The sequence below is a fragment of the Macrococcus brunensis genome (genome assembly GCF_022343725.1).
GTDB classification, from domain to species: Bacteria; Bacillota; Bacilli; order Staphylococcales; family Staphylococcaceae; genus Macrococcus; species Macrococcus brunensis.
The window spans coordinates 124,175-143,227 of the sequence record NZ_CP092179.1; the positions used below are offsets into that span (position 1 = coordinate 124,175).

General features: G+C 41.7%; 18 protein-coding genes. 8 read left to right on the top strand and 10 right to left on the bottom strand.

Annotated elements, in window-relative coordinates:
- Positions 1–106: 106 nt before the first annotated feature.
- The 6 genes from MGG13_RS00630 to MGG13_RS00655 are packed head-to-tail and all read left to right on the top strand — an operon-like array spanning position 107 to position 6,518.
- Positions 107–610: a glycosyl-4,4'-diaponeurosporenoate acyltransferase CrtO family protein gene (locus MGG13_RS00630; RefSeq protein WP_133431335.1), complete on the top strand. Its 504-nt coding sequence runs from the start codon at positions 107–109 to the stop codon at positions 608–610.
- On the top strand, positions 582–1,622 hold the full coding sequence (gene fni, locus MGG13_RS00635) for a type 2 isopentenyl-diphosphate Delta-isomerase (protein WP_239035008.1): 1,041 nt from the start codon (positions 582–584) through the stop codon (positions 1,620–1,622). Before MGG13_RS00630 ends, fni begins: the two co-directional genes overlap by 29 nt.
- Positions 1,619–3,115, top strand: a complete 1,497-nt coding sequence (locus MGG13_RS00640) for a phytoene desaturase family protein (RefSeq protein ID WP_239035009.1) — start codon at positions 1,619–1,621, stop codon at positions 3,113–3,115. Before fni ends, MGG13_RS00640 begins: the two co-directional genes overlap by 4 nt.
- A gap of 12 nt (positions 3,116–3,127) precedes the next feature.
- On the top strand, positions 3,128–3,994 hold the full coding sequence (locus MGG13_RS00645) for a phytoene/squalene synthase family protein (protein WP_133431338.1): 867 nt from the start codon (positions 3,128–3,130) through the stop codon (positions 3,992–3,994).
- Positions 3,991–5,469 (top strand): phytoene desaturase family protein, encoded by a 1,479-nt coding sequence (locus MGG13_RS00650; RefSeq protein WP_239035010.1) that lies wholly within the window; start codon positions 3,991–3,993, stop codon positions 5,467–5,469. Before MGG13_RS00645 ends, MGG13_RS00650 begins: the two co-directional genes overlap by 4 nt.
- Positions 5,466–6,518 carry a glycosyltransferase family 2 protein gene (locus MGG13_RS00655; RefSeq protein WP_239035011.1) on the top strand — a complete coding sequence of 351 codons (1,053 nt, stop codon included), beginning with the start codon at positions 5,466–5,468 and terminating at the stop codon, positions 6,516–6,518. The genes MGG13_RS00650 and MGG13_RS00655 overlap by 4 nt, the downstream gene beginning before the upstream one ends.
- Before the next feature lie 23 nt (positions 6,519–6,541).
- On the opposite strand, the gene MGG13_RS00660 is transcribed toward MGG13_RS00655, so the two are convergent.
- Both MGG13_RS00660 and MGG13_RS00665 read right to left on the bottom strand, forming a co-directional pair.
- Positions 6,542–7,033 carry a pyridoxamine 5'-phosphate oxidase family protein gene (locus MGG13_RS00660; protein WP_239035012.1) on the bottom strand — a complete coding sequence of 164 codons (492 nt, stop codon included), beginning with the start codon at positions 7,031–7,033 and terminating at the stop codon, positions 6,542–6,544.
- A gap of 64 nt (positions 7,034–7,097) precedes the next feature.
- Positions 7,098–8,858: an acyltransferase family protein gene (locus MGG13_RS00665; RefSeq protein WP_239035013.1), complete on the bottom strand. Its 1,761-nt coding sequence runs from the start codon at positions 8,856–8,858 to the stop codon at positions 7,098–7,100.
- Between the two features lie 162 nt (positions 8,859–9,020).
- Between MGG13_RS00665 and MGG13_RS00670 the strand changes: the two genes are divergently transcribed.
- A complete protein-coding gene (locus tag MGG13_RS00670) occupies positions 9,021–9,266 on the top strand; it encodes a hypothetical protein (protein ID WP_239035014.1) in 246 nt (81 codons plus the stop codon).
- On the opposite strand, the gene MGG13_RS11300 is transcribed toward MGG13_RS00670, so the two are convergent.
- The 3 genes from MGG13_RS11300 to MGG13_RS00680 all read right to left on the bottom strand — a co-directional run bounded on the left by MGG13_RS11300 (position 9,250) and on the right by MGG13_RS00680 (position 10,712).
- Positions 9,250–9,381 carry a hypothetical protein gene (locus MGG13_RS11300; protein WP_275416124.1) on the bottom strand — a complete coding sequence of 44 codons (132 nt, stop codon included), beginning with the start codon at positions 9,379–9,381 and terminating at the stop codon, positions 9,250–9,252. The two genes, MGG13_RS00670 and MGG13_RS11300, sit on opposite strands and share 17 nt — an antisense overlap.
- Entirely contained in the window at positions 9,378–9,605 is a 228-nt protein-coding gene (locus tag MGG13_RS00675) for a hypothetical protein (RefSeq protein WP_239035015.1), read from the bottom strand. The genes MGG13_RS11300 and MGG13_RS00675 overlap by 4 nt, the downstream gene beginning before the upstream one ends.
- A 318-nt stretch (positions 9,606–9,923) precedes the next feature.
- Complete coding sequence (locus MGG13_RS00680) at positions 9,924–10,712, bottom strand: TerC family protein (RefSeq protein ID WP_239035016.1); 789 nt, start codon at positions 10,710–10,712, stop codon at positions 9,924–9,926.
- A 331-nt stretch (positions 10,713–11,043) separates the two neighbouring features.
- On the opposite strand from MGG13_RS00680, the gene MGG13_RS00685 reads away from it, so the two are divergent.
- On the top strand, positions 11,044–13,044 hold the full coding sequence (locus tag MGG13_RS00685; RefSeq protein WP_275416125.1) for a catalase: 2,001 nt from the start codon (positions 11,044–11,046) through the stop codon (positions 13,042–13,044).
- Between the two features lie 28 nt (positions 13,045–13,072).
- On the opposite strand, the gene MGG13_RS00690 is transcribed toward MGG13_RS00685, so the two are convergent.
- The 5 genes from MGG13_RS00690 to efeB all read right to left on the bottom strand — a co-directional run bounded on the left by MGG13_RS00690 (position 13,073) and on the right by efeB (position 19,052).
- On the bottom strand, positions 13,073–14,158 hold the full coding sequence (locus tag MGG13_RS00690) for a hypothetical protein (protein ID WP_239035017.1): 1,086 nt from the start codon (positions 14,156–14,158) through the stop codon (positions 13,073–13,075).
- 96 nt (positions 14,159–14,254) lie between these two features.
- Positions 14,255–15,436, bottom strand: a complete 1,182-nt coding sequence (locus tag MGG13_RS00695) for an NAD(P)/FAD-dependent oxidoreductase (protein ID WP_239035018.1) — start codon at positions 15,434–15,436, stop codon at positions 14,255–14,257.
- Complete coding sequence (locus MGG13_RS00700) at positions 15,436–16,053, bottom strand: DedA family protein (protein ID WP_239035019.1); 618 nt, start codon at positions 16,051–16,053, stop codon at positions 15,436–15,438. Before MGG13_RS00700 ends, MGG13_RS00695 begins: the two co-directional genes overlap by 1 nt.
- A 103-nt stretch (positions 16,054–16,156) precedes the next feature.
- The gene (locus tag MGG13_RS00705) at positions 16,157–17,842 is read right to left on the bottom strand and encodes an FTR1 family protein (RefSeq protein WP_133431350.1); all 1,686 of its coding nucleotides are present in this window, start codon (positions 17,840–17,842) and stop codon (positions 16,157–16,159) included.
- Positions 17,817–19,052 (bottom strand): iron uptake transporter deferrochelatase/peroxidase subunit, encoded by a 1,236-nt coding sequence (efeB, locus tag MGG13_RS00710; RefSeq protein WP_239035020.1) that lies wholly within the window; start codon positions 19,050–19,052, stop codon positions 17,817–17,819. Before efeB ends, MGG13_RS00705 begins: the two co-directional genes overlap by 26 nt.
- Position 19,053 lies beyond the last annotated feature (1 nt).

The following is a 19,053-nucleotide window of genomic DNA, read 5'->3' on the forward strand; positions in this document are numbered from 1 at the left end:
ATCATGACAGAATTAATCGAGAAAATATAGTAATTCAGAATACAAGTGTCTATCTCCCATTTATGGTAAAGTTAAAGATAATTGTAAGTCAATAAAGGAGCATAAGATGAAGTTAATCAGATTATTTATTCGTAATACGATAGCCTGGATGCTGATTCAGTTATCTTTGTCCTATACGATCATGCATGTTCCGAGAAAGTTATTTCAGCATCAAGGCTATTTATTTAAATCACACACTTTCGAAGATGGAGGACATTTCTGGCAGCGTTATTTTAAAGTGAAAAAATGGAAACAGCAATTGCCGGACAGTTCTTCCATTTTCCCGTCAAGCTTTAATCATCGTCAACTTGTTTCTACTGATTTAAATGCACTTCAGACATTCAGCACCGAAACCAATCGCGCAGAATTTACGCATTGGCTGTCTCTTTTAATATGCCCTCTATTTTACTTGTGGAACCCCAAATGGGCAGCAAGAATCAATATTTTTTATGCTTTCTTCAGTAGCCTGCCTTTCATTATTGTCCAGCGATATAACAGACCTAAACTGCAGCAACTTATTACCAAAAAGGAAAGGAGACTTTATGACAACACGGGAACAAAGAAAAGATGACCATATTCGCTTAGCGTTAGGTCATCCTGTCACACATTCAAGTTTCGATGCTGTTCAGTTGGTGCATCGCTCTATTCCTGCTATTAAGCGCTCTGATATTTCACTCGAAACACCTCTAGATTCACTGTCTCTGAACTTCCCGCTCTATATCAATGCCATGACAGGCGGCAGTAAATGGGCGGGTGAAATCAATGAGAAACTGGCGATTATTTCACGTGAAACAGATATTGCAATGGCTGTCGGATCGATGCACGCAGCCCTTAAAAATTCAGAATTGATTCCTACTTATCGTATTATCAGGGAAAGAAATCCTCATGGCAAAGTTTTTGCTAATATAGGTGCAGATGTGCCACTTGATTTGGCTGCACGAGCAGTTGAAATGCTCAACGCAGATGCACTTCAGATTCACATCAATGCGCCTCAGGAAGTGGTTATGCCTGAAGGGGGTCGGGATTTCACAGACTGGCTGACGAATATAGAAGAGATTGTCCGCACTATCGATGTCCCGGTTATCGTTAAGGAAGTCGGATTTGGGATGAGTAAGGAAACACTGGAACAGCTGTACGGCATAGGTGTTAAAACAGTGGATGTCAGTGGTCGAGGCGGTACGAATTTCATCCATATTGAAAATGAACGCAGGCCAAAGAAAGATCAGAGCTATTTATCAGAATGGGGTCAGACGACACCAGTTTCTCTGCTCGAAAGTCAGCCCTTCCAGCAGAACATGACGATTCTTGCGAGCGGTGGTATTCAGTCGCCGCTTGATGCTATTAAATCTATTGCGCTCGGGGCCCGTGCTGTCGGTCTATCGCGGGCTATCCTGACAGAAGTGGAATCGAATGGACTGGCTGCTGCTATTCAGTTTATAGAAACATTTAAAGCACACATGATTGATATTGCACTTATACTAGGTGCGAAGAACTTAGATGAGTTACAGCAAGTGCCCTATGTCCTGTCCCCTGAACTTGAATCCTGGCAACGTCAACGGAAACTGAAGGAGAGAAGTAAATGAAAAAAGTAATCGTGATTGGCGCAGGTGTAGCAGGTCTTGCATCTGCCATTCGTCTGCAGCATGCAGGTTATGATGTCGAAATATATGAAAAAGAAAGTATGCCAGGCGGTAAGATGCACCGCATCAAAAAAGAAGGTTATGAATTTGATTTAGGACCGACTATCGTCATGATGCCAGAGCTTTACAGAGAAATATTTGAACTCGCCGGCCGCAATCCAGATGACTATATTCCGATGCAGAAACTCACGCCGATGTATAGTGCCTATTTCAAAAACGGCACAGAAAAGCTGGACGTCTCAAACGATTTAGTCCAGCTGATGGAGTTATTTGAAGGGGTGAATGAACAGGACGCAGCCGGATTCCTTAGATATATCAGTGACCTTTATCAGCGTTTTACGATTGCAAAGCATCATTTTCTGCAGCGCCCTTTCCGTCAGCAGAAAGACTTCTATAGCCTGGAGACATTGACTCAAGGACTGAAGCTTCGCACCCTAGGCAATGCAGAGAGCAGTATGGCGAAGTACATTAAAGATAAACGTCTGCGTGATGTGATCAGTTTCCAGACGCTCTATATCGGAATTGCACCTTCTAAAAGTCCGTCGCTTTATACGATTATTCCGATGATCGAGTTCCTTTATGGCATCTGGTTTATAGAAGGCGGCATGCATCGTATGGCAACTGCTATGGCTCAGCTTTTCGAGGAACTCGGCGGAAAAATACATTTAAATACACCGGTCGAAGAAATCATGATTCAATCCGGCAGGGCGACAGGCATCCGTACAGCAGATGGCATGGTTTATGCGGATTATGTGATGTGTAATGCAGACTTTCCTTATGCGAAAAAAGAGCTCGTCAAAAATATAGCTGCGAAAGGGAAGTACACCGACGATTATATCGACAAGATGGCATACTCCTGTTCATGTTTTGTTCTCTATCTCGGCATGGATAAAAAATATGAAGAAGTAGACAATATGCATAATTTTATTTTTTCGGATGATCTGGATGAGAATATCAAACAGATTTTTGATGGTCGAAAGCTGACGGATCCTTCTGTCTATATGTATATCGCTTCAAAGAAAGAGCCGTCTATGGCACCAGCTGGTAAAGACGGGCTCTATATATTGATGCCTATCTCTGAACTATCTGTTGCACAGTACGAATGGAATGAGGAGACAATTGCTTATTACCGTGATAAAGCGTTAGCCAAAGTAGAAAAGCTGCCAGGCATGAAACAGATAAGAAATGAAATTATCACTGAAACATATGTGACCCCGCAAGAGTTTAAGAAGAGCTTCAATGCCTATAACGGTGCAACTTTTGGTCTGCAGCCTACGCTTCTGCAGAGCAATCATTTACGTCCGCAGAGTAAGGCGACGCATTGTGAAAATCTTTATTTCACAGGCAGCAGTACACATCCGGGCGCTGGTGTGCCGATTGTTCTGCTCTCTTCTAAAATTGCAACAGATGAACTGATATTAGATGACAGAGAGTAAAGGAGATGCTGTATGACCATTGAACAGGATTATGAATACTGCAGACAGATCATCAAGCATCATTCCAAAACCTTTTATTACGGGTTCAGTACATTGCCACGTGAAGAAGCGAATGCAGTTTATGCTATTTATACTTTCTGCCGAACAGCAGATGATCTGGTTGACCGTCCCGGTACAGCGGCAGACAAAGAAGCGGCCCTTGAGAAACTGATGCAGGACATCGACTGCTTTGAAAAAGGGCAGCACCGTGATACTGCGATGTGGCGAGCGCTTGCTGATGTCAGGGAACGCTTTCCGCTCGATATCGCTATGTTACGTAAGCAAGTGGCCGGTCAGCAGATGGACATAGCATTCAGGCAGCCGGATACACTGGAGGCACTCTATCTTTATAGTTCTCATGTAGCGGGGTCAGTCGGTGAGCTTTTATATCCGATTTTAGCCGGGGAAGATACACGAGAGGGCAGACAGGCAGCAGACAGTCTTGGGATTGCGATGCAGCTGACCAATATACTGCGTGACATTGGTGAAGATTACCGGGAACATCAGCGCATCTATATACCGGCTGAACTGATGCAGCATTATGGCTACACGCAGGAACAGATACAGCACCATGAAATTACAACTGCATTCACCGCGTTATGGGAGTCACTTGCAGAAGATGCTGAAGCGAGGTACGAAGCGTTTTACCCATTGATCACTACCTACAAAAGAACGTGCCGTAAACCGCTGCTCACTGCTGCGATGGTCTATGCAGAGATATTGGAAGAAGTCAGAAAGCATCACTATGACTGCCTGACACAGCGGAACAAAGTCAGTCTCATGAACAAAAATCGTATCAGTCAGCGGGCAGTCCGTTACTTGAAGGAGGTAGAAGCATGAAAAGTGTTATTGTCATCGGTGGCGGTCTTGGAGGTCTGTCAGCAGCTGTCACGCTCAGACAGCAGGGATTTGATGTGACTTTATACGAAGCTAATGACCATTTAGGAGGAAAGCTCAATCGGCTGGAACAAGATGGTTTCGGCTTTGATTTAGGCCCCTCAATTTTGACGATGCCCTATATTTTTGAACGTTTATTTGAACGAAGCGGCAGACGGATGCAGGATTATCTGAAAACGACTCGATTAGAACTGGAATGGCGTGGTTTTTTTGAGAGTGGCCATGTCTATAATCTATACGGTGACCTCAAAAAGATGAAGAAAGAAAATGAGCATTTAAGCAGAAAAGACATAAAAGACTATAAACGTTTTTTGAAGTATGCAGGGAAAATACATGACCTGACCATCGAGAGCTATTTTGAGAAAGGGCTTGATTCCACCTGGCCGCTCATCAAGCATCATGGACCGATAGAAGCATTGAGAGGCTTTGATTATTTCCATACGATGCAGGAAGGCATCGATAAACGCGTAAAAAACGCGGAGTTCAGAACATTACTCGGCTACTTCATCAAATACGTGGGTTCATCTTCTTACGATGCACCGGCTGTTCTGAATATGATGATTTATATGCAGCACGAACAAGGTGCGTGGTATGTGCCAGGCGGTATGAACAAAATTGCGGATGCCATTGTTAAACTGGGCAAAGAAATCGGTGTTAAGTTTCATACGGGTGTCAGCATCAGTTCAGCACAAGTTGAGAAAGGCCGTATTGTCAGTGTAACGACAGCAGCAGGTGACAAACTCATTGCTGATTATATTGTCTCCAATATGGAAGTCATTCCATTTTACGAAAAAATGCTGGAGAAACCGCCCGTGATCAAGAAAGAGAAAGAAAAGTTTGAACCTGCTGCTTCCGGTATTGTGATGCATATTGGTGTTAACCGAAGTTATCCGCAGCTTGCACATCATAACTTCTTTTTCTCTCGTGACTCAAAGAAGAACTACCAGCAAGTCTTTCATGACCGGGTTCTGCCAGATGATCCGACGATCTATCTGGTCAATACGAATAAGACAGATCCAGGTCAGGCACCCGCAGGCTATGAGAATATCAAGATTCTGCCGCATGTGCCTTATAAGCAGGATGAGCCTTTCACTGAAGCGGATTACAGACGTCTCAGAGAACGGGTTTTAATCAAGCTAGAACGAATGGGATTGACCGACTTACGACAGCATATCGTGACAGAAGATTTCTGGACACCTGATGATATCGAAGCGACATATGGCTCTGACCGTGGCGCTATATATGGTACAGTTTCTGACAAAAAGAAAAACAAAGGATTTAAGCATCCAAAAAAGAGTGCTTACTTTGATAATCTTTACTTTGTCGGCGGTACGGTGAATCCAGGTGGCGGTATGCCGATGGTGACGTTAAGTGGCCAGCAGGTAGGCCGGATGATTGCGGATAGAGAAATCAAATGATCATAGCAGGCATTTTAGTGCTGGTCACGATGTGTGCAGGCAGTTTTGTCTTCTACAGAAAACCTTACATTAAAGGACAGCAGACGGAAATCGGTTCAGTGACAGTGATTATCCCGGCACGTGATGAAGCACATAATCTACCGCATCTGCTGACTTCTCTGAAGCAGCAGGACATCCCGTATGTTTGTCTGGTCATCGATGACGGCTCTACTGATGGAACAGCCGCAATTGCCAGACAGTTTGATGCGACGGTTCTGACGCCGCCAAAAAGAGAAGACTGGCAAGGCAAATCAGCAGCCTGTTACTTCGGCGCTGAACATGCAGAGACCGATTATCTGTTGTTTTTAGATGCGGATGTCACACTTGATCATCCGCAGGCACTCAAAAATCTGCTGACTTGTTACGACGGAGGTCTAATGACAGTTCAGCCTTATCACCTCACTAAAAAACCTTATGAGCAGCTTTCTGTCTGGTTCAATATCCTGACAGTTGTCGGCCAGAATGTTTTTACAGCAGTCAGAAGTAGGGAGACGGCTGCTTTTGGCCCAGTCGTTCTGATTTCAAGAGCACATTATTTTGAGACAGGTGGTCACTATGAGGCTCGTGACCAACTAATTGAAGGATTTGGTCTGGCGACGCAGTTTACTCAGCATCATCTGCCCGTCACAGCGTTGCTGGGTAAAGAAAACATCAGCTTTCGGATGTATGACAGTTTTAAAGCGATGACGAAAGGCTGGGCCAAGCATTTCGCGTCTGGAGCAGCTGCTACTAAACCTTGGGTAATGGCGCTTATTGTGATATGGATGCTGGGCAGTATCATCAGCTTAGGGCTGCTCTTCTACTCACATAATGCATACGGCGTTACTATATATCTGCTTTATAGTCTGCATTTCTATATGTTAAGTAGGCGCGTCGGACGATTCAGTTTGCTGACAGCACTCCTTTCAAGCATTGCCTTCGCTTATTTTCTCTATGTCTTTACAAGGTCTTTCATCAACACCTTTATCTTTAAAAAAGTGAAATGGAAAGGCCGCAATTTAAAGCTATAAAAAAAAGAGCCCGAGGGCTCTTTTTATAATTCTACTGTATCATTCATGCTTTCATCTTTATCTTTCTGGTCACCTTGGAAAAGACGTTTGAAGCCATCAATGACAGTCTTCACAGTCTGGTCTGTGCTCCAGTATTCCGCTGATTCAGCTTCTACTTTCAGTAAGATGACATTCGGGTCATCACAGCTGGTATGAAGGAAAGCTTCCATCGGCTTACTCCATAATTCTTTTTTCTTCGCATCGTCTTCAACGATATGAACTGTTCCTGAGATAGATGCATAGCCTTCTTTTGAGAATGAGACATTGACGCGGTTATCTTTCTGGATTTCATCTGCTTTGTCTGTATCTTTCAGAGTGAAGAACCACAGATCTGCATCATCTTCAAGGTGCTTATAACCCATTGGACGAGCGACCAGTTTGTTATCAGAAATCGTTGTTAACATCGCAATATCGTTCTTTTCCAGTAAATCGTATAGACGCTGACGTTTTTCTTCGTTTGAAATTTGTTCAGTCATTCTAACACCTCCGCTTTTAATACTTCAAGCGTATCGGTTTTGGATAAAACTTTCAAATAATATGCTATTTAATAGAATCACTCAATAATTTAATCATCGCCTGGATACCTGGATATTCAAGGTGAATACCGTCCGACGCGAAATACTCAGAATGGTCACTAGAGACTGCATACCAGTCGATGACTTCAACATTTTTATAGTTTTTAGCAGCTTCTTTCATCAGCTGATTAACATGAGATTCATAATAAAGTGGTACGCGGGCAGTAACCAGATAAACTTTTGCTTTATTGAATTTAGCAAGTAAGCTTTCAAGCTGAACTTCCTCGAAATCACCGTTTGTACCGATACCTAGAACAACTATCTGATCTTTTTTATTGAGATAACTGTATTGATCAGCAAGTGGAATCGCTTTATAAATACTGCGTCCGACTTCGCCGTCTATAGTGGCGTTCGGATAGATCTCTTTTAACTGCTGGTTGATATCGACAAGGACTGAATCGCCGATAAAGAGCGGTGAAATATATTGCTTCACTTCATACTGAGGTTCATCGCCGTTACTATTTTCATCAACCCAGCTGACAGGCCCCAGTAATTTCGGTGGTGTCACACCACTCATGGTCTGAGTAGTGTAGACTTTAGGTGCTTCAGATGTCTCTGTCTGGAAAAATGAATAGCCTGAGAAACCGACAAGGGCAAGTAACATCAGGACGACTGGCCATCTCGTTTTCAGACGAGCAGGTTTGAAGTAACTGAATCCTTCACGTCTGAAAGGTTTCTCAATAAATTCATAGCTGAACCAGGCAAATAGAATAGTCAGTGCGATTTCAATGATATAAGCATAAAATGGAACTTGCCCTTTAACGAAATGGTGCTCGACCATAACGATGACAGGGAAATGCCATAAATACAGACTGTATGACAGACGACCGATATAAGTTAAAAACGGTAGACTGAGCAGCTGCTTAAGCAGACTGCCAGGATGTACACATGACGCAATCGTTGAAATCGTGATTAGACCGAGAATGAAGAAGCCACCTTGGTATAAAAAGCCGGTTGCTTCAGTGATCTGAGTGAAGCTGATAAGCAGAATCACAAAATTAATGATTCCGATGGCGCTGATTGTCACTCGCATAGCAGGAGGCACTTCACGTTTAAGACGGAATGCCGGCCAGATAAACGCGAGTAAAACACCGAGCAGCATCGTCTGTAATCGTGTATCTGTACCGAAATAAAGTCGTGACACCTGCATGCCGGGATGATAGAGTACCGCCATCCAGATCGCTGAGATAACAGCAAGAACAGTGAAAGTAATAATGGCTGTCCGACGAGAAAACTTTTTAAGTAAGATGAGTAAAATAAGTGGAAAGAAAATATAAAACTGTTCTTCTATAGCAAGTGACCAGAGATGTTGAAGTGGTCTTGGTTCGAGCGCCTGAAAATAATCGACTTTATCAAAGATATACCACCAGTTTGAAACATAAAAAAAGGCAGCTATGATATCTTTTTTCAGCTGGTGAAGAATAGACTGTTCAAATAAAAGACAGTAAGCGAACAGTGTGACCAGAAGAAACCAGATAGCAGGAAACAGCCGTTTAATCCTCTTCGTATAAAATTTAAAGAGATTGACAGAACCCGTTTCACGATATTCTTTGAGTAAAATCGTGGTAATTAAATAACCTGAAATGATGAAGAATGTATCAACGCCGAGAAATCCGCCTGGCAGAAATTTAGGGTTTAAGTGGAAGATAATGATAGCAATAACCGCAATAGCCCTTAACCCATCTAAGCCAGGTAAATATTGTGTATCTTTTTTCGTAGAAGTCATTGGAACGCCTCTTTTAATCAATTTGTAATGCTATTGTAATATATAAGGAATTTATTGTTAAGTATTATCTATATATTTACCATCTATATATTTTCACCAAATTCTCAAAAAATGCTAGCTACTTAGGGTATATAATGGGCAAGTAGTAGAGGAGTGAAAGCGATGAATATTTATTATTTATTACATACTATTCAATTACATCATCATGAACCATTCTCTTATCAGCAGCTTAAAAATCTGACTGTCCATCCATTGACTGAACTATCAGAGAATGAATTTGAAGAGGCGTATATGCAATTAAGAGAAGAAAAACTAATTGAAGAGGGTGACAATCTTACTTTATCTTTCTTCGGTGAAACTATATTGAAAAAACATCAAAAAAAACAACAGTTTAATCATGTAGATTAAACTGCATAGCTGTCAGTTGCGTCAACTGCTCGCTCAGTTCATCGACTGAAAGGTCGAAGCCGTTACTGACCCAGAGCTCGTATGTCAGAAAAAGACCCGATAAGAAAAAGTTCACTGCATTGTAGTAAGAGGCGTATCAAACTTCAGTTTTTTAAACTGATCAAGAAAATGCTCTTTTGAAAAATCGATGCCACTTCTAATAGCCGCTATACGACTTTTAGCAGGAATCTGATTAAAGATATGCTGATGATTATAAAGCTGATGAAGCGTACGGACATAGTCTTCCTTGAATTGTTTTAAAAATTCCTGGTTAGAACTAAGTGCCAGGTTAAAACTCAAGGTATTGATGATTTCAGAATAGATATACAGGACTAAATCTTCAAATAACGCATATTTGTCTTTGTAATGTGTTTAAAAAGTAGAGCGGGTAATGCCGGATTTTTGAACGATGGAAGTGGTCGTGATGTCTTCAATGGTCACATCTTTTAACATTTCATCGAGTGTATTGATCAATAATATTTTAGTCTTGGGGAATGAATGTGAGGGAATAATGATAAACACTTTCCTTTCTAATATGCTTAAGCTTATTATACATTAGTTAACAGTGTAATATGTACAAATAAAAAGCAGCATTCTCACGAATGCTGCTTTTTTTCATTAATGTGATGCTTTTTTCTCTTTGAACTTCCCAAGGAGGAAACCGCCTAATGCGATACCGATGAGAACAGTCCAGAAAATTAACTGCCACTGCCAAGAATGTGGGAATTCATGTGGCAGTACATGAATTTTGTCATGGGCTAAGACGAGGACGACCAGTTTAATCCCCACCCAGCCGACAATCGCGAATGCCGCTGCTTCAAGCGATGGATATTTAGCTAATATCGCTACAAAGTAATTAGCTGCAAAACGCATCAGGATAACACCGATCATCCCCCCGGTGAACATGACGGCGAACTGGCCTGCATTTAAGCCAAGAAAATCAGGTCCAACGTGAGGCAATGTCACAGCAATCGCAATTGCAGCAAGCATAGAGTCAATAGCAAAGGCGATGTCAGCAAACTCAACTTTCAGAACAGTCATCCAGAAGCCATTGCCTTTTGTATCTTCTGCCTGTTCTTCAGCTATATCTGGTACAGTTGTATCATCACCATGGTTTTTCTTCTTGAAGTAGTCATATAGATTTTTAACGGACATGAAGATTAAATACGCAGCACCGAGTGCTTGAATTTCCCAGTACTGAGCAAGTACAGTAATAAGGAACAGTGAGATGATTCTGAAGATAAAAGCGCCGACTAGCCCATAAAATAATGCTTTCTTTTGCTCTTCCGGCTTTAAATGTTTAACCATTACAGCCATGACTATCGCATTATCGGCAGCAAGTAAACCTTCTAATACAATTAATACAACTAACACCCAGAGATAGGACAATAAAATACTTGGATCCATTTAAGGAGCCTCCTTCATTATTATTTTTCCAAATAAAAAGACCTATGCCAAAAAAATTGGCAAAGGTCTCACTGAACATAAAAGTTCTATAATCCCGGAAAGCAGGCTTTCGTAATGACGAGATTATACCCGGAAATCAATTCCTTGAGTTACTCCCCTTCGACTATGTCGTAGGTATTTATTTATTTCATTATAACATGAAATATCAGAAATACGAGTAAAAGACTCATATTTAATAAAAAATAAATATGTAATATAAATGTTTCTGTCGAATTGAGACGGGTAAATGATTTAGGTACATTATAAATTGGTTTAAGGGGGAAATATCAGAATGGCTAACGAAAAAGATAAGCAGTTACAGGCACACACAGTAGATACAACCCAAAAAGCAGCGTTGACAACAAATCAAGGTCTTAAAATGGCTGAAGATGAGTTTACATTAAAAGCAGGAGAGCGCGGTCCTTCTTTACTGGAAGATTTCCATTTCAGAGAAAAAATGACACACTTCGACCATGAACGCATTCCTGAAAGAATTGTCCATGCTCGTGGCTACGGGGCACATGGTGAATTTGAACTATATGAATCACAGGAAAAATATACAAAAGCAAAATTTTTAAACGACACATCGAAGAAAACACCTGTCTTCGTTCGTTTCTCGACTGTTCAAGGTTCAAAAGGATCCCCTGAAACAGTACGTGATGCTCGTGGTTTCGCAACGAAGTTTTATACTGAAGAAGGCAATTACGATTTAGTGGGTAATAATATTCCGGTATTCTTTATTCAGGATGCTATTAAATTCCCTGACTTAGTTCATGCACTTAAGCCAGAACCGCATAACGAAATTCCTCAGGCTGGTAGTGCGCACGATACATTCTGGGATTTCTTCGCACAGAACCCTGAATCGACTCACATGACAATGTGGACAATGAGTGATCGCGGTATTCCGAAAAGTTTTCGTACCATGGAAGGTTTCAGTGTCAACACATTCCGTTTAATTAACAATGAAGGGAAATCTCATTTCGTTAAGTTCCACTGGAAACCTTTACTTGGTACCCATTCATTAGTATGGGACGAAGCACAGATTATCGCGGGTAAAAATATTGACTTCAACCGTGAAGATTTATACGAAGCAATTGACAAAGGCGATTTCCCGGAATGGGAACTGGGACTTCAGCTTATACCGGAAGAAGATGAGTTCAAATTTGATTTTGACATTCTTGATCCGACAAAAGTATGGCCGGAAGAAGAAGTACCTGTTCAAATCGTAGGTAAAATGACGTTAAACCGCAATGTCGACAACGTATTCGCTGAAACAGAACAAGTCATGTTCAGCCCAGCTCACGTAGTGCCAGGTATCGACTTCAGTAATGACCCATTATTACAAGGACGTCTGTTCTCTTATACAGATACGCAGTTATTACGTCTTGGTGGTCCAAACTTCCATCAGATTCCGATTAACGCGCCAATCTGTCCATTTGCTAACAACCAGCGTGATGGCTTACATCAGCATCAGATTCATAAAGGCATGACAAGCTACCATAATAATGGCATCAACAATAATGAGCCACATACAACACCTGCTGAAAAGGGCGGTTATGAACATTACTATGAACGCATCGATGCGCACAAAGTACGTGCACGTAGCGAAAGCTTCCTTGATCACTACTCTCAGGCAAAAATGTTCTTAAATAGTTTATCAGAGCCAGAACGTCAGCATTTAACAGATGCTTTCAGCTTTGAAATCGGTAAATGTAAATTAGACTTCGTTAAACAGAATGCAGTCAACAACTTAAACAAAGTAGATAAAAAGCTTGCTGAAGAAGTTGCATTACGTGTAGGCGCTGAAGTACCGGCAGGCGATGAAGAATCTAAAGAAACAAAAGTGTCTAAAGCACTTAGTACATTAGATACGATCAAAAAACTGGATACTTTATCAGTGGCAGTGTATGTTACAGCTGATTCTGATGCTAAGCAAGTAGCAGACTATGTTAAAGAACTTGCAGCTAACAAAGTAAACTATAAATTAGTATCTGACCGCGCGATGAAACTCGGTGAACTGAAAGTGACTGAAACATATGATACAGTTCACTCTACATTATTTGATGGCCTCTTAGTTGCTGATGCAGCAGAACCGCTTGCACCACCAGCTAAAGATGCGATTGAAGCAGCGAATCGTCATTATAAGACAATCGGTTATACTCAGAAAGTACAACCGCTTCTTGCACAGACGGCTGTTAAAGAAGGACAACCAGGTATCGTTTTAGTTGGTACAGACTTAAAAGATTACCTGAACAACCTTGTAGAACAACGTCATTGGTCTAGACAGCTTTAATCATCAGAAAAAGGATTGATCATTATGATCAATCCTTTTTTATTGCTTTTATATCATTAAAAGCAACGACTTTATTCATTTTGATAGAGCGTTTGACTGCTTCACGGTCAAGTTCCATCTGTTCAATTTCACTAGGGGTATGACCACCAAGAACCCATTGTCTCGTATGCTGAAATAAATCTTTATATAGAGTGTCGAACTGTTCTCTGTCTTCTCGAGAGAGCTGTCCTTTGATCAGAAGACCGATTTCATGGTCAGCACTTTCAAAATCGGGTGCGCCCATTGTATAGACTTGTATGCCTTCAATCAAATGGTCCCATTCATCTGGAGACAACTGTGCTTCTTTCTTCAGAAATTTAGCAAGATTTTTCATCTGCGGTGTCTGCAGATGATGGTCCGGGCCGACAAAATCATAGACTTCCTGAGAATCCTTGAATTCGTAATAAGGAAATTGCTGCAGTTCCTGGAAAGCCTCTTTATCCTCTATCCATGAATCAAGCAAGCCATCAACAATATAACCGTCATGAATCTGCAGGTCATAGATCGACAGAAAAAGATTGATACTATCTGTTTCAAAGGCATCTTGATAAGTTTTCCTGTAATGTTCTTCCAGGTGTTCACGAGTGACAAAACCGTAAAGCATCAGATTGCTGGAGATGAAGGTGAAGTCCTGTTCATATTTATCTTTTTTCTGCTCGATTTCATCTAAAGGTAGTTTCATAAGCGCTTGTTTTGTATCTTCAGGAATAACGAGTTTCTTGTCGATATCAAATATGATAAGCGCAGTCACCATCTGTTCAAAATCTTTAGGAGAGAGATGGATAATATTATGGTTTACTGACAGGGCATCGGCGAGAAGCTGGATATCCAGTATTTCTTCCTGTATTAAGAGCTCATAATAGAGATTCCCTTTTTTGTGAAATCGTTCTGACAGCATCTCTATCAATGTCTGCCTTGAAGTTTCTTCATCAAAATCCAGCTGATAGTACATCGCACTATGACGCAATTCATCTATCGAAAGTCTTTGGACCAGTTCATCAAATGTTTGATGATAATTTGAGTCATGACTGCTGAGTACTTTTTTGTGAAGAGGTGCAAGAAACTTTCTAAACATATAGCTCACTTCCTTAATGTGTATTAATGGTATTGTACCTAATTTAAGTGAAGTGAGGTAGAGAAAACAAAAAAGCAGTCCGATTTGGACTGCTTTTTAGCTGCGACCTTTGAGCATGCCGTACCAGTACATGAACGGTATCGCTCTTTTTTTAAGCTGGTAGAGCAGTGGATTAGTCTTAGACTGATCGAGCGGTAGAGATTCTTTTGGCTTCAGATCGTAGCTGAACTCTGCCATGATCGCCTGACCATATTCTGTTGCGATAGGACAGGCAGTCATGCCGTCGTAATAACCTGGCAGTTTTTTACCTTTAATCTGAGCGACTAAGTTCTCTGCAAGAACAGGCACTTGCTTACGGACTGCAGAGCCCATCTTCACAGTTGGCAGGTTCGTGCAGTCACCGAGACCGAAGACATTCTGATGACGGACATGCTGCAGAGTATGTTTATTGACATTTAACCAGCCTTCTTCATCGCTCAGTGTAGACTGCTTGACGACATCCGGTGCGCTCATAGGTGGCGTCACAAGAAGCATGTCAAATGGCGTGGAATAAGTCTCTTCTGTCTGCAGATTTTTAAATATAGCGGTTTGTTCAGGTCCATTGACTGCGATCAGTTCATGCTGCAGATCATAAGAGATGCCTTTATCTTCAATCTGCTTTTCAATCTGTCTTCTGTATTTCTCAACAGGAAAAAGAGAATCCAGTGCTGACTTGAGAATCAGAGTCGGCCGGCCCTTTTTCTTGTCCTTGAAGAACTCATCGAAGGTAAACAGGGAGTTCTCAGGTGCAACGCCGCCTTTAATCGGCGTTGAGGGCTTAGTCACGATGACATTGCCTGCCTTCACTTTTTTCAGTGACTTGTAAGTATAGTCTACGTAATCATATAAATAGTTGGTGCAGACTTGATTTTTGCCGAGTGTTTCCGACAGTCCTGCGATTTTATCAAAGTCAAGTTGGAGACCGAGTGCGACAACAAGATATTCATAGTTCACCTGTTCCTTGTTGTCCAGTCTGATAATGCGTTCGACTGCCTGGATTGCTGTGACTTTCTGCTGCAGAAAATCTGCCCCGTGTGGAACGACTTTCTCCATTTTTTTGCGGCTGTTCTCTTTTTTCTCTGCTCCGCTACCGACAAGTGGCCATGATGGCTGATAAGCATGATAGTCTGCGTGATCGATGATCAAGATATCTTTAATACCTGCTTTGATGAGGCGACTGGCAGTTGAAATACCGCCTGAGCCACCACCTAGAATAACGACCTGATACTTTTTATTCATTATGATTCTCCTTTCGGTTTTCGTTTAAATAAATAGATAAGACCTGCGACAATAACGACTGCCATCAGAATATAGAAGAAGTTTGAGTACGTATCAAAAGTGTGCAGGACTTTCTCCCAGTTTTCGCCAAGAGAGTAGCCCAAATAAATCAGTACAGCATTCCAGATAACTGTGCCGACAGTCGTATAGAGTGTGAACGTCACAATATTCATACGATTGATCCCGGCAGGAATAGAAATCAGACTGCGCACAAGAGGAACGAAGCGGCAAAGAAAGACAGCGATACCGCCATATTTTTTGAACCAGTTATCGGCTTTGTAAAGATCATCCTTCGTCAGTCTTAAAATCCAGCCATAACGATCAACGATTTTTTCGAGCCTTTTTAAGCCGAGAAGATGTCCCAGGTAATAAAGAATAAGTGCGCCCACGACAGCACCAAGTGTTGAAGCAATCAGCATACCAATAAAATTCAGCTTTTCAGACTGAGTGACCATGAAGCCGCCGAACGTCAAAATGACTTCTGAAGGAATAGGTGGAAATACGTTTTCAAGAAGGATAAGAAGGAAGACACCGAAATAACCGAACTGTTCCATCACATCCATAATCCATTGCTGCATAACAAACTCCTTTACCAATGTTATACCCTGAGTGTAACGAATCAGACAAATGAATGCGAATATTACGATAATTACCAAAAAAAGACCTCGAAATTCGAGGTCTTTACTGACGTTTCAGTTTAAAGAGATAAAAACTAATTACAGCAATGAATATGAGCTGCGGAATTAACGTTTCTACTGTCGGATAAAAACCGATAAGTGAAATAAAAGGCAGTCCTTTGATTGTTGTCGTAGGTAACATATTCAGGACTTGGAATGTGTGCAGACTGACGCCTAAAATCTTGAAAGCGAGCAGGAAAATCAGCACAGACATCCAGAAGAAGAGCTGTCTGATCGGAATAACGCGTGTCAGCTGTTCAAAGAAGACGGCGATGAGTACTAGTATAATAAGAGCCAGACCAATACCTGTCAGCAGCTGTCCTGTTGAGATTTTACCTGCTATTCCTGCATAGAAAATAATGGTTTCAGCACCTTCTCTGAAGATAGAAAGAAAACTGACGAAACTGAATGACAGAATGCTGCCTGACGTCATGGCCTGTGCCATGTTCTTATCGATAAATCGCTGCCAGTTTTGAAGAGAAGACTTGGAATGTAACCACATACCAATCGCGAGCATCATCAGAACGGACAGAAGACCAACAATCGCTTCTATCAGTTCTCGTCCTTGTCCGATGCCGGAGAAATAACGGTTGAAGATAAAGGCTATCACAATACTCATTAACAGCCCGATTAATCCTCCGACGATAATCCAGCGTGTGCCTTTTGGCTGGCGCGCTTTTTTTGTCACAGAAATAAGAGCCATAATAATGAGAAGTGCTTCAACACCTTCACGTAGCATGATGAGTGCTGCATCAATAAATGTGTAATTCGTCTTACTGATAGCCAGTTGGATTTTCTGATTTAATTGTTTCAGATCCTGCTGAATGTCTGTTTTATTATTATCGTTCAGTGAGCCGGCATAATCCGGCACTTTCTGCTCGATTTCAGTATAAAGGGCGGCATTGCTTGTTCTGATATCACCTTCAACGTTAGGCCAGTCTACTACAAACTGGGATAACGTCGCTTTCGCTGATTCAAGATCATTATCTTCAATCTGTTGATCAGCATCTTTCAAGTAAGTTGATAATATAGAGACATCTTTCTTCTCGGTTGTTTTCGCTTCTTTACCGGACAGATAATCTACGAGTTCTTGTTTAAGCTGATTCAAATGCTGAACAGCACTTTCTTTATCAGGTGTTTCTTTTGATAAGGCAATCCGCGTCATCATCAGTTCAGTCTCGATCTGACCATAACGCCCGATATCTTCACTGCGGACAATCTTTTCGTTTGCTGTCCAGGCGCTGTTTAAATCTTTGTTATATTGCATAGCCTGATCGATTTCACCGGATTTTATTGCTTTGATAAAATCATCGATAATGGGATAAAGGGCGTTCTTTAATTTCTGTCGCTTCTCATTCTTATCGACAGGATTCAGTTGTTTTTCGTATTCAACAAGATTTTCAGACAGCGACTGTAAAGTAGCCGTACGTTTATCAGAATCATGAGCCGATTTCAATTTGGCTATTTGTCGGGTGATATCCTTTTCCAGCTTAATATTCTTCTTCGGTACTTTCTGGTAGGCACTATCCAGCTCTTTAATATGCTTTTTGTAAGCTTGTTCATCGTTATCTTCCAGCGCAGATTTGCTGTCTGTAATCGCGATAAACAAGTCACTCAGCGAAGCCTCTGCATAGCCTGCACGAGGCAGGAAACAGAGCAGGAGACTAAAGACGATTAAATAACGCTTCACCAATATAGCCTCCTTCTTTAATACCTGGGAATGCTAAAAAGACGCCTGACCCCCGGTGAGTGATGTATTCATTCAGACGATCGACACGGCCCATCATTGACTGCAGCTTGATAAACTGTTCAGGAGATTTCTGGAAAGAGACAAAGAGTAAACCGGCATCGAACGTGCCTGTCGCTTCATTGATACCATCAGAATAAGAGAATGACCGGCGCATAATCGTCGTATTGGCTTTTTTAGCAAGGTGGACATGTGAATCCTCAGGGATATTCAGCTCGCCTTTGTCATTTTTACTTTTAATATCTATTTCATCATATTCCTTCTTCATGCCGATAGGTGCACCAGAATCACGATGGCGACCGAATGTACGTTCCTGATCCTCGAGAGAAGTGCGGTCCCACGTCTCAATATGCATCTGAATTCTTCTGACAACAAGATAACTACCGTTCTTTGCCCAGTCCTGGTCAATGAAGACAAAACGGTCAAGCGTCTCTGTATCTTTGAATTTCGGGTTACCTGTGCCGTCTTTAAACGAGAACAGATTGCGCGGTGTATCAGGTGTTTTTTTAGTTTCATCATATGAATTGAAGCCGGTCTGACTCCATTTCATAGAGACGATATCACGGGAAGCACGGACAAGATTACGGACTGCATGGAAATTCACTTGTGGATCATCGCTGCAGGCCTGAATGAAAATATGTCCACCCGTATATTTCGGGTTCAGCTGGTCTTTCGGGAAATGAGGAAGATCGACAAAATCTTTCGGCTTCAAATGCTCAATGCCTAGTTTTTTGAAGAATTCCGCACTGATACCATAAGTAAGGGTTAATCTGCTCGCATCTAAACCGACTGCTTCGCCTGTATCGACGCTTGGCAGTAAGGTGTTTTTAGAGGTTTCAGCGAGGACATCACCATTCATCAGCTTGACTGACTGAGTTGTCCAGTCCTGAAACATTTTCTTCACTTGTTGTACATCATCAGTAGACAGTTCTAGAACGACAAAATAGACGTGCTTTTGCACGTCTGTCACAATCCCTGATTGATGTTTGCCGTAAAAATTGACTTTGTTCTTTGAATGCTGGTTATCGCGGCCGAAATGATTAAGCGCGTAAAGAGAAGTACCAAGTCCGGTTGAACCGACGAGAACGCCGGCACCGCCGATACTTGCGAGTTTCAGGAAATCTCTACGCGAAACACTGTTTTCTTTAGTCACT